Raw genomic sequence first — 13,574 nt, forward strand, 5'->3', positions numbered from 1 at the left:
ACGCCTACCTCGCCGACGTCATCACCCGCATCATCGCCGGCCACCCTCAAAACCAGATCGATGACCTTTTGCCCTGGGCCTATGCCCCAGCGCCACTCAAGGCCGTGGCCTGAGAACAGCGGTTACGAGAAAGGCGTCGGCATGGCCGTTGATTTATGATTTGATGAAACGACGATTGACGATATTTGGAGCGTTTCACAAAATCTTGCACTCCGCTAACATTTCTCGTGCGAAGGACCATGAAATTCCGCGCGACAAAAATGTCTATTAGGCAGAAAAATCGTTTGCCGAAATTCGATCAGACCTACGGTGCATAAAATAATTATGACCATAACGATGATACTTATATGGGCTTTGGTCCCCACCACCTAGGTGGCGTGCCGTTGCATACGACTGTTTCATGCTGCGGCGACGCAGAGCCCACGTGCGATCTGTCTCAGGCTCTTCGGTTCATTACTGGAAAGCTATTCGGTTTTCCCAGCGGCGCGAAATTCAAACCGATCATCCTGATCTGTATCCTCTTCGTAGTGGGCGCTCGACCTGCCTACCGCGCAAAGCAGGCTTTACGGGATCGTCGTGATGAGGTGATTGGCTGTAGCAGTATCGCCCAACTTGCCGTTGGTCGCGCCGGGAATGGCTGCTTCGATAGCTTTTTTCATGATGGTCGGTAGCGCTTCGCCCAGAATCCCACCGGCGCCCGACCAGAAATGACCGGCTGGCGCCGGGGCGTTCGTTTCGGTGCGGAAGACCTCGAGTTCGAGCGAAAAATGCGTGAAGACTTGGCCGATCGTTCCGGCACGCCGCCAGTCAGCAGCAAACGGCGCAGCCGAAACGCCGGTGGCGCCGTCAACGCGCGCGGTCCAGCCGGTGGTGGGCACCTCGCTCATTCCGCCGAGCAGGCCTTTTTCCGGGCGTTTGCGCAAAAGGACGGCGCCGTCGCTCCTGACCGCAACGAAGGCGGCGCCCCGGCGCAGCGGTTTTTCCGGCTTGGCGAGGCGGACGGGATAGAATTCCGGATCGCCGTTTGCCTGCGCGCTGCAATTCTCGCGCAGCGGGCACAGCATGCAGCGCGGCCGGCGCGGCGTGCAGATGGTGGCGCCGAGATCCATCGTCGCCTGGGCGAAATCGCCCGGCCTCTTGTCCGGCACCAGTCCTTCCACAATGGCGCGGACTTCCATCTTCGCCTGCGGCAGCGGCGTGGCGATGGAAAACAGGCGCGTCACCACCCGTTCGACATTGCCGTCGACGACGGCGGCCGGCCGGTCGAAGGCGATGGCGGCGATCGCGGCGGCGGTGTAGGCGCCGATGCCGGGCAGGGCGCGCAGGCTCTCTTCGGTGTCCGGAAAGGTGCCGCCTTTAACCGCGACCTGGTCGGCGCACGCCTTCAGGTTGCGCGCCCGCGAATAGTAGCCGAGCCCCGCCCACGCCTTCATGATGTCGTCGCTCGATGCGGACGCCAGAGCCGTGACGGTAGGCCATTTCCGCACAAAGCTGCGGAAATAGCTTTTCACCGCCTCCACCGTCGTCTGCTGCAGCATCACTTCCGAAAGCCAGACGCGGTAAGGGTCCGGCCTCATACCGCGCGCCAGTTCGTGCGGAGGCACGCGCCAGGGCAGGTCGCGGTGATGCGCGTCGTACCAGGCAAGCAGCCTGCCGGCGACGTCGGCGTCTTGCGGAGCAGGGTTGCGGACGGGCATGGGCGGTGTCATTGATCCTTCAATCGGACTGCGGCGGGCGGCTGGCGCTGGCAATTGGAGCACGCATGGCAGGGAAAAGGCCCTCTGGCAATCCCGTTGCGGTCAGCGATCTCGCGACCGGCATTCTCGATCCGATGCTGCGCAAGCGCGCCGGCATCTCGGTCGGCCTCGTCCAGTCGTGGGAGGAGATCGTCGGGTCGCGGCTGGCGCGCCTGTCGCGGCCGGAACGGATCCAGTGGCCGCGCCGCCTGCACGAGGACGATCCGTTCGAGCCGGCCGTGCTGGTCATCGCCTGCGAAGGCGTGGCCGCCCTCCACATCCAGCACCAAACGGGCGAGATCGTCAGCCGCGCCAATACGTTCCTCGGCTTTGCCGCCATTGGCCGCATCCGCATCGTGCAGAAGCCGGGAGCGCTCGCACCCAGGCCGCACCGGCCCGTCCTCCGGCCACTGTCGGAGACGGAAAAGAGCCGGCTGGCAGGCACGGTCGGCGGCATAGAAGATGCAAGCCTGCGCGCCTCGCTGGAGCGGCTCGGCGCTAGCGTGCTGGGTCATCGCAAATGAAACTCGCATATTCGTGATCGCGGCTGGCAAGTTTGTCCGTTGGCTTGCGCGGGCCGATGCCTTAATTCGCGCCAACTCTCGCCTTTTCGTGCCTTTGCATTGCACAATCCAGCTTCAGTCAGGTGATTCGCATGATCCGTATCTTGTCCCGCAGAAACGTCCTGTCGACGCTGGCCGCCGTGCCGGCAGTCATGGTGCTGGCGGCATGCAGCGATTCCGGCAAGGCCGAGGCTGAAACCAAGCCGGCCGAGCCGGCAAAGCCCGCCGAGGCCGCGACGCCCGCCACGCCAGCCGAGCCGGCGGCCGAGGCGCCGCAGCCGCAAGGCACCGTCGATATGGCGGAACTGCTCAAGCCGGGCGCTTTGCCGGACAAATCCATGGGCAAGGACGACGCCAAGGTCACCATCGTCGAATATGCCTCGATGACCTGCCCGCACTGCGCGCATTTCGCCGAGACGACTTTCCCGGAATTGAAGACGAAATACATCGACACCGGCAAGGTTCGTTACATCCTGCGCGAATTTCCCTTCGATCCGCGCGCCGAGGCCGGCTTCATGCTGGCGCGTTGTGCCGGCGACAACTATTTCCCCATGGTGGATGTGCTGTTCAAGCAGCAGGTCAACTGGGCGGCGGCTGAAAACGCCAAAGATGCGCTGTTCCAGCTTTCCAAACTGGCCGGTTTTACACAGGAGAGCTTCAACGCCTGCTTGACGGACCAGAAGCTTCTCGACCAAGTGAGAGCGGTTCAGAAGCGCGGTGCGGAGGAATTCAAGATCGACTCCACGCCGACCTTCTTCATCAACGGCAAGACCTACAAGGGAGCTATGTCGATTGCAGAAATGTCGGCCATCATCGACCCTCTGCTCTGACGTCTCCGTGAGCGCGGGGCGGCGCGGATGAAATTTTCGCGCCTGCGCCTGCTCGGCTTCAAATCCTTCGTCGAGCCCGGCGAGTTCGTCATCGAGCGCGGGCTGACCGGCATCGTCGGCCCGAACGGCTGCGGCAAGTCGAACCTTGTTGAGGCGCTGCGCTGGGTGATGGGCGAAAGCTCCTACAAGAACATGCGTGCGTCCGGCATGGACGACGTCATCTTCTCCGGTTCCAACACCAGACCGGCCCGCAACACGGCCGAGGTCACGCTGTTCCTCGACAACGGCGACCGCACCGCGCCATCCGCCTTCAACGACGCGGACGAGTTGCAGGTTTCGCGCCGCATCGAGCGCGAGGCAGGTTCCGTCTATCGCATCAACGGCAAGGAAGCGCGCGCCAAGGACGTGCAACTCCTGTTCGCAGACCAGTCGACTGGCGCCCGTTCGCCCTCGATGGTGGGGCAGGGGCGCATTGGCGAGCTCATCCAGGCCAAGCCTCAGGCACGGCGCGCGCTGCTGGAGGAGGCCGCCGGTATTTCCGGTCTGCACACCCGCCGCCACGAGGCCGAGCTGCGCCTGAAGGGAGCCGAGCAGAACCTTGAGCGGCTGGACGATGTCGTGGGAGAACTGGAAAGCCAGATCGAAAGCCTGAAGCGCCAGGCTAGGCAGGCTTCCCGTTTCAAGAACCTGTCCGCCGATATCCGCAAGGCCGAAGCGATCCTGCTGCATCTGCGCTGGACGCAGGCCAAGGCGCAGGAAGGTGAGGCCCGTTCGGCGCTGGCGACCGCCACCGCGCTGGTCGGCGACCGCGCGGCAAGCCAGATGGAGGCGGCGAAGGAGCAGGCGGTCGGCGCGCATCGGCTGCCGGACCTGCGCGAGGCCGAAGCCGCCGCCGCTGCCGCCTTCCAGCGGCTTTCCATCGCCAAGACGCAGATCGAGGAGGAAGCGGATCGTATCCGCGCACGCCAGACCGAGTTGGACCGCCGCCTGCAGCAGCTCGACGCCGACATCGTCCGCGAGGAGCGCATGGTGCGCGATAATGCGGAGGTTCTGGAACGCCTGGCGACCGAGGAAACGACCCTCAACGCCGAGAACGCCGGCGCGACCGATCACGAGGCGGCCACGCGCGCCGCCTTCGAACAGGCGACGCTGGTGCTCGCCGCCAGCGAGGAAGCGCTGTCGAAGCTGACGGCCAACCGCGCCGAGGCAACCGCCTCTCGTCAGCAGATGGAGCGCGCGCTGCGCGATACGGCCGAGCGCCGCGACCGCATCGCCCGCCAGCTCGGCGAGATCGACCGCGAACTGGCCGACCTGACGACGAAGATCGCCGGCCTGCCCGACCCGGTCGAAAAAAAGGCGCTGGCCGAACAGGCGTCGGCAGCGCTGGAACGCACGGAAGCGGCCGCCGTCGCTGCCGAACAGGCCGTCTTTGCCGCGCGTGCGGCAGAAACGGCCGCGCGCACGCCCTTGCAGGAAGCCAGGGCAGAACTGGCGCGCGTCGAGACCGAAGCGCGCACGCTGGCGAAAATGCTCAACGCCGCCTCCGGCGACCTTTTCCCGGCGGTGCTGGAGCAGGTCAGCGTCGAGCGCGGCTTCGAGACGGCGCTGGGTGCCGCACTCGGCGAGGACCTCGACGTACCGCTCGACCGCAGCGCCCCGGCGCATTGGGGCGAAAGCAGCATACAGCCCGGCGACCCGACACTGCCGCAGGGCGCCAAGGCGCTGGCCAGCGTTGTGCGCGCGCCTGCCCAGCTGGCCCGCCGGTTGGCACAGATCGGCATCGTCGAGGCCGCAGACGGCCCGCGCCTGCAACCCTTGCTGGCACCCGGCCAGCGACTTGTGAGTCGCAACGGCGCGCTGTGGCGCTGGGACGGCCTGACCGCCAGCGCCGACGCGCCGACGGCGGCGGCGCTCAGGCTGGCGCAGAAGAATCGGCTGGCTGAACTCGACGCTGAGGCGGTCGCGGCGACGAAAAGCGTCCGTGCCGCCGAAGAGACGCTGTCTGGCGCGGAAGCGGGCCTTCGTGGCGCGATCGAGGCCGAGAAGACGGCACGGCAGGCCACGCGCGACGCAAGGCAGGCGCTCGACGTCGCGCGCGCAGCACTTGCGGCGGCGGAAAAGGCCGCCGGCGAGCTTTCCAGCCGCCGCTCGGCGCTGACCGAGACGCGCGGCCGCATCGTTGCCGATCACGAGGAGGTCTCCGCGGCCTTTGTGCAGGCCGAGGCGGCCTTGGCCAAGGCGCCCGATCTCGGCGACTTGCAGGCTCGACTGGAGCAGGCCTCCACGCGGGTGGCGGGCGACCGCGCAGCTCTTGCCGAGGCGCGCGCCACTCATGACGGGTTGAAGCGCGAGGCGGAAGCCCGCACGCGGCGGCTCGCGGCAATCGCCTCCGAGCGCGGAAGCTGGACCGGGCGTGCCGAGAATGCGGCGGCGCAGATCGTGGCGCTTGGCGAGCGCAAGGCCGAGGCGGCGGCCGAGCGGGAAAAACTCGCCGACGCGCCCGATGAACTCGATGCAAGGCGTCGCGCATTGCTGTCGCAACTGTCGCAGGCCGAGGATTTGCGCAAGGAAGCGAGCGACCGTTTGCAGGAAGCGGAGAACCGGCAGGCGGTGCTCGACAAGGCGGCCACCGCCGCTATTCAGGCGCTGGCCGAGTCGCGTGAGCTGCGCGTGCGCGCAGAGGAGCGGCTGACCGCCGCCGACGAGCGCCGGCAGGAGGTCGAGGCGCGCATCCAGGAAGCGCTGGCGGTGCCGCCGCATCTGGTCATCCGCCACACCGGCCTGGAGGTCGACGCTTCGATGCCGGACATGGCCGAGGTGGAGCGCCAGCTGGAGCGGTTCAAGATTGAGCGCGAACGGCTGGGCGCCGTCAACCTGCGCGCCGAGGAAGAGCAGAAGGAACTGTCGGAACGGCTGGAGACGATCGTCTCCGAGCGCGAGGACGTCATCGAAGCGATCCGCAAGCTGCGTCAGGCGATCCAGAGCCTGAACCGCGAAGGCCGCGACCGGCTGCTGGCGGCCTTCGATGTCGTCAATGGCCATTTCCAGCGCCTGTTTTCGCACCTGTTCGGCGGCGGTACGGCCGAACTGCAATTGATCGAATCGGAAGACCCGCTGGAAGCCGGCCTGGAAATTCTCGCCCGCCCGCCCGGCAAAAAGCCACAGACGATGACGTTGCTTTCAGGCGGCGAACAGGCGCTGACGGCGATGTCGCTGATCTTTGCCGTGTTCCTGACCAATCCGGCGCCCATCTGCGTGCTGGACGAGGTCGACGCACCGCTCGACGACCACAATGTCGAGCGCTTCTGCAACCTGATGGACGAGATGGCGAAGTCGACCGAGACGCGCTTCGTCGTCATCACCCACAACCCCATCACCATGGCCCGGATGGACCGCCTGTTCGGTGTGACGATGGCCGAGCAAGGCGTGAGCCAGCTGGTGTCTGTCGATCTTCAAGCCGCGGAAGCGATGCGCGAGGCGTGCTGACCTACGGGCAGGCAAGTCTCGCACGCGATGCCCTATCCTGAATGTATCTCCCCTATCGCTTCGCCCTGGAAAGGCGCTCAGTTTCGCGGAATCTAGCACGATAGCGACGGCATCCAGCGTCCATCAAAAAGCTACCTTTCCGCCTTACAAAAGAATAGGAACACTAATCTTTCGCACCGATGACTATCTTCGACGGATAGTCTACGCGTTCAAAAGGGTCGAGATGAGCCGCGCTCGATGAGATTTGCCGCCAGAAATTTTCTCCTTCGCCGCCGGGTCGACAGATGGATTCTGTTCGCTGCCGGCGTCGCTCAGGCTGTCCGCTTCGGTATGTCCGGCCTTGTGACCTTTGTGTTTTCCTGCATAGGATTCTATCTTTGGGTGGCACGGCACAAATCAGCACGCTACTTCGACCAGCCTTTCCTTTGGCTGGCGCTTTGCTATGTCGCCTGGTCCTGCGGCCTGATCCTGCTGCGCAGCCATCACCCGCTTCAGGATCGCCAGATGGGCTACTCCCTGCTTTGCGGCTTTTTCGCTTTTTCAGGGGCGGGAATGGTGCTGATCACCGATCCTTTGCGAAGCTTCGTGGTGGGGTCGAGGATCGGCATCGCTGGCGCCTTCGCCGTCGGGCTGGGCTACGCGTTATTCGATCCGATCAGGCAGGGAATGGGTGGCAATGAGGCGGTCTTCGCTTTCACCGCAGCCGTTTCAACCTTGGTGGCGACCATTCCGGTGAAAAATCCGCCGCGCTGGGCACCAAACTGCCCTTTCTACCTGATCGCCGGCTGCTTTGCGGTCATGTTTTCGGAAACCAGGGCGGTCTACGTTCCGCTGCTGTTCTTCGCCCTTGTCGAGATCGCATGGGCGATACTGACGCTCCCTCGCCGCTCGAAGTCGATCGCGCTGATTGCGGCACTGGCCGGAATGGTCTTACTCGCTGTGCTGCCCGTGACGCAGCAAAACCTGGTCGCCCGCATCGACCCGTGGGTCGACTATATGACCTCCAACAAGTCGTCCGAACAGGACGGAATTTCCGAATCGGACATGATCCGGGGCTATCTCTGGGTCGGAGCGGTGAAGGTCATCGCCGCCCATCCCATCGTCGGCGTAGGCTCGGAAGCCAAAATGCAGGCGATCGTGGCTATGCAATCGTCATCTGCGGAACAGCAAATTCTTGAACCGTTTATTCACACCCACAACGCCGTCCTCGATGAACTTCTTAATGACGGGGCGGTCGGACTGCTGATCGTGATCGGTCTTTTCGGGTCGATTGCCGGATGTCTGTGGCGCGGTTGCACACGTTGCGTGGAAAAGAGAAACCTTGTCTACTTCTTCCTCATCTTCCTGTCATACGGGATGTTCCACAACCCGCTTCTGCACGAAATGACGATCGCGACGATATTCCTCTATCTTGGCGTCCTGCACGCCACCGTCGCTCGTCGGCGCCGGGAGCGTGGAATGTGTTAGCTGGACGGTTCGAAGAACCTCTGGTTTTGAACGGCAGTTTCTGATTCAGTCCCTTTTGGTTTTCGCAAGGTGGGACATGGATCAGTCGTGCTTGACATTGATGAGCGTCTTGCGCGGTTGAGCGGGCTTGGTGACCAACGCGAAGTAAGACCGTATGTCCGCTTCTGTCAGTGAGGTGGCTCGCCCCACATTGCGCGTGACCTGCACCCCGTCGGCCCAATCACGACGGCACCTTCTTCGATCCCCATCCGTCATAAGACAAGCCTCGACCGTTTCTATTTCCAATACGCCGTTTGGCAGCAGTTAATCGATGAGGGAATGACTGTAGCAGGAACTGTCAGCCATACATGAGGCTCGTGGGAATGTCGTGTGTTCGAAGGCGTCGCGGCAGTTTGCCATTTTTTCCTCGAAAGAGCATGCGTCCTTTCCGAGACATAGCTTAGGGTCGTGCATTGACTCCTCGCTAATGATGTGAGCGGTCTGTTCGCACCACGTCTGGACATAATCGCGGGGCAGTTCGCCATAATCGCGAAAGGCGTTTTCCGGTGAACGTTCAAGATCGTCGGGGAGTTTCACGATGAGGTAGGCCGCACAATCCCCGGAGCTTGTTCTGTCATCAGCGGGATAGTAGCAGTCGAGGCCGACCCGCTCGTTTTTATTGATCGTCCAGTCGAAAAATACTTGCCCCGGAGAATCTTGGTTTGCTGGTGGAAAGCACAGATGGCCAATTGTTTTACCATTCCGTTCCTTCGTCAGGCAGGCCTCCATTTGCGATCCGTGATTGTTGTTACCGATATAAACGACTGCACCTGAAATGTGTAGCGCGTGACCTTCGAAGGATCTTAGGTAGGACGTAATCAAAGGCTTCTCGTAGTGGAAGAACTGATCGTAGTATGGCATTCGGAGCAACCGAAAACGCGGGTCGCCTGCTTCATATGCTTGGTACTCGACAGTACACGTACCTACCAAGCTCTTTGCGTCATAGGTTGAACTAAGGGCACCTAGAGAACCGCAGTTGATCAGTGTCCCGTCAGGGACGAAGATAGGCGTGTTCGACAACTCGACCTGCTGCTCCCAATCTCCTGCGGGGACGAGAGTGAGATTGGCTCGTAACAGTTTTGATTTGGCCCACCTCCATAGGGTTGCCAGAGCGCTCTCGGTCGACTGCGTGCGAACGGTATTGAAACACATGGGTTCGATATAGCCACCCCGTCCAATGGTAGGGGAGTAGAGAGGCGGTTTGTCGCGCTTCAATTCAAGGCAATAATCAGCAAATCCGCCAACGAAAAAACCTGAAACCTTTATCGAGACTCGCGTGATGCTGATGTCCTGATTAAGTCGGGTCGGCTCTGAATTCTGACCGAAGACGAACTCCGCAGCATTGCCATTTCCGAGACCAAAAAACAGCAACCCAAGGATCATAGCTGCCGCCTTCACAGCTATCTCCAAATCCCAACCAAGTATTGCGCGAGTTGGCGATCTTCTAAATCTGAAACCCAAGTGGTGAAACCTTTCTGCGGGTCAAAAAAACCATCATTGCTTTGAACCGATAATAAATCCATGCAACCGTACTTGTCGATATCTTGTCTGTATCGCTATAGTCTTTGCCCGTCCTGTAGCTTGCCAGGGTCAGCGGGACGACCAGCGCCGACTATCTCTTCTTGCTCGCGTAAATAGGGTGTTTGCCGAATTTTACTGGGTTGTTGACCCTTTATTTTTCTCGACTTTCCGGATTTTTCCATAAAGGGCTGCTCAACTGAGATGTGAATAAGAACTGATAGAAGATATGAGATCAAAAGCGCGAGCCCAACCGCTTCGTACGAACTCGCATCGTTATCAATCGCCCAGTACATAACTGCATAGCCTGTAAGAGCATGCACGACATATAACGGATAACTGATATCAGCGAGATGGGAAAGGATGATGTTGGAGTAGATTCTCGCCCGAGTTCTAAACCCTATGGAGAAGATAAGTATTGCTAGGATATAACCTCCGACCAATTGCCAATTATAAACGGTTCGGTCAGAACAAAGCCACACGGCAATCACCAGAGCGGTGATGGCGCTGTTTACGACAGAGAATTCAAGTCGCGTAAGACAACCAATGAATAATAGGTGATAACTGACCCCAATGATTAATAACAGGGACGCCCAGAACTGTACCCCGGTGTTACCGACGGTGTTGTAAAAACCTGCTCGCAAGCTAAATATACTTGCAACAGAGGCGCCAGAGACGATCAATGCTGCAGTGATTAATGTACGAGGGCCGCTAAAGGCCAGCCTGGTTCCGAGTAAGGCCACGATCAGGTAAAAGACTAACTCTATTTCAAGTGTCCAGCTGATACCGTCGATTCTAGAATAACCTAGGATGCCTCGTGTCAGAATTCCATAATGAGATAGGATATGGGGGACTGAGTATCCAAAGTCAGTGCCACGATATCGCGTGATGACCCATATTGAGAAAACAACGAGACTGAAGCCGGCAGCATATGTTGGGAAAATTCGGAACGCCCGTCGTTTGAGGAACCCTAACATTCCCCCTGAAGCAATGGAGAACGGAATTACAAATCCGCTTATAATGAAAAATATACCTACGCCAAACTGACCCAAGAGCACGTCGTAGTCCGCGATGTATTTAGCGGGACCGGTTACAGAGGGCAATGTTGGCAATGCAGGGACATGCAGGAGGTCTGCGATTCCTGTGTGGTATTGGAAGAAAATCCCACATTAGTGAGCCAAGACAACAGAGAAAGCAGCAACGCCTCTAAGCATATGGGCAAATTCAATTCTCTTCGACAATGCTGCGTTCCTTGTGCCGGCAGGTTGAATCCGTACGAATCGGTAAATAGACAATCTGTCCGTAAGGACGGAGATTGAAGCCCGGTCGCGGTTCTATGTGCCAGGGTGATTATCGAACCTACTACCGCTCATTGGAACTGTAGCTTTTCGAGCCTATCTCCTGCGCGGCGGTTTGCAAGTGCGAAGTAGGTTGTCCATGGCGACAGGGAAAGCAGCCGCTCGACCAATAACGGAATGCGTCTTCACTACGCGTGACCTGCTCCCCGTTTTGTCCGCGTTTATAAGTTAGCCCTGTTCACGTTTTTGAGGTGCTCGCCGTCTTTGGATCGCCCCGGGCCGGAATTTCCGGGGTGTCTGGCTCAGGTGGCGGAAGCCGCCGATGAGCCTTTCATGAGCGAAATCGGTGGCTTGTTGCCGATCGCGCTGTGGGGTCGGACGGTATTGTAGTCCTTACGCCATTCCTCCATTTTCAAGCGGGCGTCGTCAAGCGTCAGGATCCCGTGGGCGTTGAGGCATTCGCTGCGGAACTTGCCGTTGAACGCCTCGATGAAGGCGTTGTCCGTTGGCTTGCCCGGCGCGAGAAGTCCAGTTCGACGCCACGCTGATAGGCCCACAAGTCGAGATCGCGGGAGATGAACTCCGATCCCTGGTCGACCCGGGTCGTCCTCGGATACCTCCGCGACGGGCGTTCCTTCATCCGCCTGGCGCAAAATGAATGCGATCTGCGCCTCCGAGAACTTCGACTCTTCATGGAACTCTCCTTCTCCCGTCATCGGGATCATAATTGGAAAATTCCAGCTCAGAACGGTCCGAAAAACCGGAGGCGCGTCAAGGTCAATATGAGAGAAAGTTGCAATCGAAGGGTGGGGCTACAGCCGGCGTTTTGGATTGCTTGGGTCGGCATCGTCATATCGTAGATAATCAGGTAACTTCGCGTTGCAAACCGCTGTGGGCGGTATAAGGTCACGGGCCTGCAATTCTAAAGAGCGGCAGCAGGTTTGGGCTTGTTGCTGGCAAAAAATCCGAGTGTTCGTGCTATGATCCAGCGAGACCCGCTGCGGCTTTGGATATCGAGAAACATCCAGCCTCTCGCTTTTCTGTCAGCCTATTTCGTTACCATCGTTGCTGGTAATCTGATTTATGCCACGCCGTGGGGGGCAGCATCGCTGCGCGCCAGCGGACTCGATACCGCGTTGCTAACGTTTGAAAACACGTTCACGTTCGGTTTCTGGGCTCTGCTGCTCTGCCCGTTTGTAGTGACGCCGATAACTGTTTTCCTGACTCGCAAGGTGGCCGCGGTACCCCTGAATTGGGCGTCGTCGTTCGTGTCCGACCTGACGCCTGGCACGTATGCAGCGCTGACAGTGCTCTGTTATGCTTTCGTAGGTTATCGCTTCTGGCTAGCCGATGTCGCAGCCCTTTTCATCAGCGGCACCGATGCCGTTTCCTCCGTCGAGGCACGTTTCGAGATCCTCGATAGAATAGGCTATTTCACGCTTGTTACCCTTCAGTCCTTTTTGCCTTTCCTCGCGATTTACTCGCTTATTCGAGCCACGCGCGATAGGATTCTGTTCTGGATATTGGCAACGATTTTCAACACCACGATGATGTCAATTCTTCTGATCCTTCTCAACATGAAATGGCCCGTGCTGCTATTTTATATCGGTCTTGTCATGGCGGTTTTCGTGTATTCTGCGCGATGGGCCTACCTTAAAGCTGCCGTTGGAGCGATGCTGCTAGTGATAGCCTTCCTGATGGTCTCCACCTTTGTTTTCCGTCTCGCTCCCGCTTCGGGAGTCTCGACATCGGAGTTAGATGCAGCTAGAAATGCCACGACTTCTGAGGCGATTGCCACGACTTCTGAGGCGATTGCCACGACTTCTGAGGCGGCGGCCTCCCATGCGCCGGTCCTTCTGATCGTTGCCCTCAACCGCATGGCCGTCACTTATCCTTACTACTACCAAATCTTCACTAAGGAAGGTTCGGTCTGCGGCGGTCTTCTTGCCCAATTGCATTTCGGGCAAAAATGTCGCCCAAGCACGCTTGTTTACAGTCGGATTTTCCGTGCAGATGGTTTCGAGGGGCGCGGAACTTCCCCATCGTCGGTCCACGTATCAGGATACGCTCTGGGAGGTTGGCCGATGGCCTTCTTCATGTTGATCAGTGCGTCAGTCATCCTTGGCGTCTTCGCTAGTCTTCCCCTAGACCACAGCGCGGTAGCGGGAACCGTCGCGATAGTGGGCGCGATGGCCGGGTATCATATGTCTCAACTACCGCTGGAAGGCGTGATCATCTTCGACCATGGCCTTCTATGGACGGCTCTTCTGCTACTGGTCATCTTAGTGTGGTCGGTGTATCGACGGCGTGACGTCCATAGTGGTCGCCAGTCCCTAAAGGGCATCGTTGACGGGGGCACGGTCGAATGAGGAAAGAACCTAAGTGGTGAACCCGACCCATGCGGCGAGATCCCGCGCGTGGGCAAAGTTTGTGCAATCACCGACTGCAGCGATCATCGCCGTCGCGTGAGAGGGCCAATGCCCGGCGCCGACGACAGGCGCTTTGCACCAGAATCCGCACGAGCCAGTTCAACAAATTCACGATCGAGTGCCGCGATACGGCTGTTGATCTGCCTCCGCTAAATGCCCTCGAATCGGCTTAGAGTTTTCCGCGCCATTTTTCCTGGCTGGGAGAGGA

9 protein-coding genes and 2 pseudogenes are annotated in these 13,574 nt (G+C 59.6%); 6 read left to right on the forward strand and 5 right to left on the reverse strand.

Annotated elements, in window-relative coordinates; genetic code table 11:
* The coding region (locus E6C48_RS12755) for a transposase domain-containing protein (protein WP_136357771.1) at positions 1-113 on the forward strand (113 nt) is incomplete at its 5' end.
* Positions 114-563: 450 nt separating this feature from the next.
* On the opposite strand, the gene mutY is transcribed toward E6C48_RS12755, so the two are convergent.
* Positions 564-1,697 (reverse strand): A/G-specific adenine glycosylase, encoded by a 1,134-nt coding sequence (mutY, locus tag E6C48_RS12760; protein WP_230978749.1) that lies wholly within the window; start codon positions 1,695-1,697, stop codon positions 564-566.
* 65 nt (positions 1,698-1,762) lie between these two features.
* On the opposite strand from mutY, the gene E6C48_RS12765 reads away from it, so the two are divergent.
* The 4 genes from E6C48_RS12765 (at position 1,763) to E6C48_RS12780 (ending at position 8,082) form a co-directional block, all read left to right on the forward strand.
* Entirely contained in the window at positions 1,763-2,260 is a 498-nt protein-coding gene (locus E6C48_RS12765; RefSeq protein ID WP_136357775.1) for a DUF721 domain-containing protein, read from the forward strand.
* Positions 2,261-2,391: 131 nt separating this feature from the next.
* Positions 2,392-3,129, forward strand: coding sequence for a DsbA family protein (locus E6C48_RS12770; RefSeq protein ID WP_136357777.1), 738 nt, complete (start codon positions 2,392-2,394; stop codon positions 3,127-3,129).
* A gap of 27 nt (positions 3,130-3,156) precedes the next feature.
* Positions 3,157-6,615 (forward strand): chromosome segregation protein SMC, encoded by a 3,459-nt coding sequence (smc, locus tag E6C48_RS12775; protein ID WP_136357779.1) that lies wholly within the window; start codon positions 3,157-3,159, stop codon positions 6,613-6,615.
* Between the two features lie 237 nt (positions 6,616-6,852).
* Positions 6,853-8,082, forward strand: coding sequence for an O-antigen ligase family protein (locus tag E6C48_RS12780; protein WP_136357782.1), 1,230 nt, complete (start codon positions 6,853-6,855; stop codon positions 8,080-8,082).
* Positions 8,083-8,385: 303 nt separating this feature from the next.
* On the opposite strand, the gene E6C48_RS12785 is transcribed toward E6C48_RS12780, so the two are convergent.
* The 3 genes and pseudogenes from E6C48_RS12785 to E6C48_RS12795 all read right to left on the reverse strand — a co-directional run.
* Positions 8,386-9,519, reverse strand: coding sequence for a hypothetical protein (locus E6C48_RS12785; protein ID WP_136357784.1), 1,134 nt, complete (start codon positions 9,517-9,519; stop codon positions 8,386-8,388).
* 158 nt (positions 9,520-9,677) lie between these two features.
* Complete coding sequence (locus E6C48_RS12790; RefSeq protein ID WP_330998604.1) at positions 9,678-10,751, reverse strand: acyltransferase family protein; 1,074 nt, start codon at positions 10,749-10,751, stop codon at positions 9,678-9,680.
* A 488-nt stretch (positions 10,752-11,239) separates the two neighbouring features.
* Positions 11,240-11,553 (reverse strand): annotated as a pseudogene (locus E6C48_RS12795) (integrase core domain-containing protein); the annotation flags it as partial.
* 331 nt (positions 11,554-11,884) lie between these two features.
* On the opposite strand from E6C48_RS12795, the gene E6C48_RS12800 reads away from it, so the two are divergent.
* Positions 11,885-13,306: a hypothetical protein gene (locus tag E6C48_RS12800; protein WP_136357788.1), complete on the forward strand. Its 1,422-nt coding sequence runs from the start codon at positions 11,885-11,887 to the stop codon at positions 13,304-13,306.
* 21 nt (positions 13,307-13,327) lie between these two features.
* On the opposite strand, the pseudogene E6C48_RS22820 reads toward E6C48_RS12800, so the two are convergent.
* Positions 13,328-13,500, reverse strand: a pseudogene (locus E6C48_RS22820) (transposase); the annotation flags it as partial.
* Positions 13,501-13,574: the final 74 nt, after the last annotated feature.

Origin of the sequence: Ollibium composti, from assembly GCF_004801285.1 — a bacterium.
GTDB classification, from domain to species: domain Bacteria; phylum Pseudomonadota; class Alphaproteobacteria; order Rhizobiales; family Rhizobiaceae; genus Mesorhizobium; species Mesorhizobium composti.

What these genes read in the sequence shown, in the direction of transcription:
- mutY (WP_230978749.1), bottom strand. Translation starts at nt 1,697, where the DNA reads ATGCCCGTCCGCAACCCTGCTCCGCAAGACGCCGACGTCGCCGGCAGG.
- E6C48_RS12765 (WP_136357775.1), top strand. Translation starts at nt 1,763, where the DNA reads ATGGCAGGGAAAAGGCCCTCTGGCAATCCCGTTGCGGTCAGCGATCTC.
- E6C48_RS12770 (WP_136357777.1), top strand. Translation starts at nt 2,392, where the DNA reads ATGATCCGTATCTTGTCCCGCAGAAACGTCCTGTCGACGCTGGCCGCC.
- smc (WP_136357779.1), top strand. Translation starts at nt 3,157, where the DNA reads ATGAAATTTTCGCGCCTGCGCCTGCTCGGCTTCAAATCCTTCGTCGAG.
- E6C48_RS12780 (WP_136357782.1), top strand. Translation starts at nt 6,853, where the DNA reads ATGAGATTTGCCGCCAGAAATTTTCTCCTTCGCCGCCGGGTCGACAGA.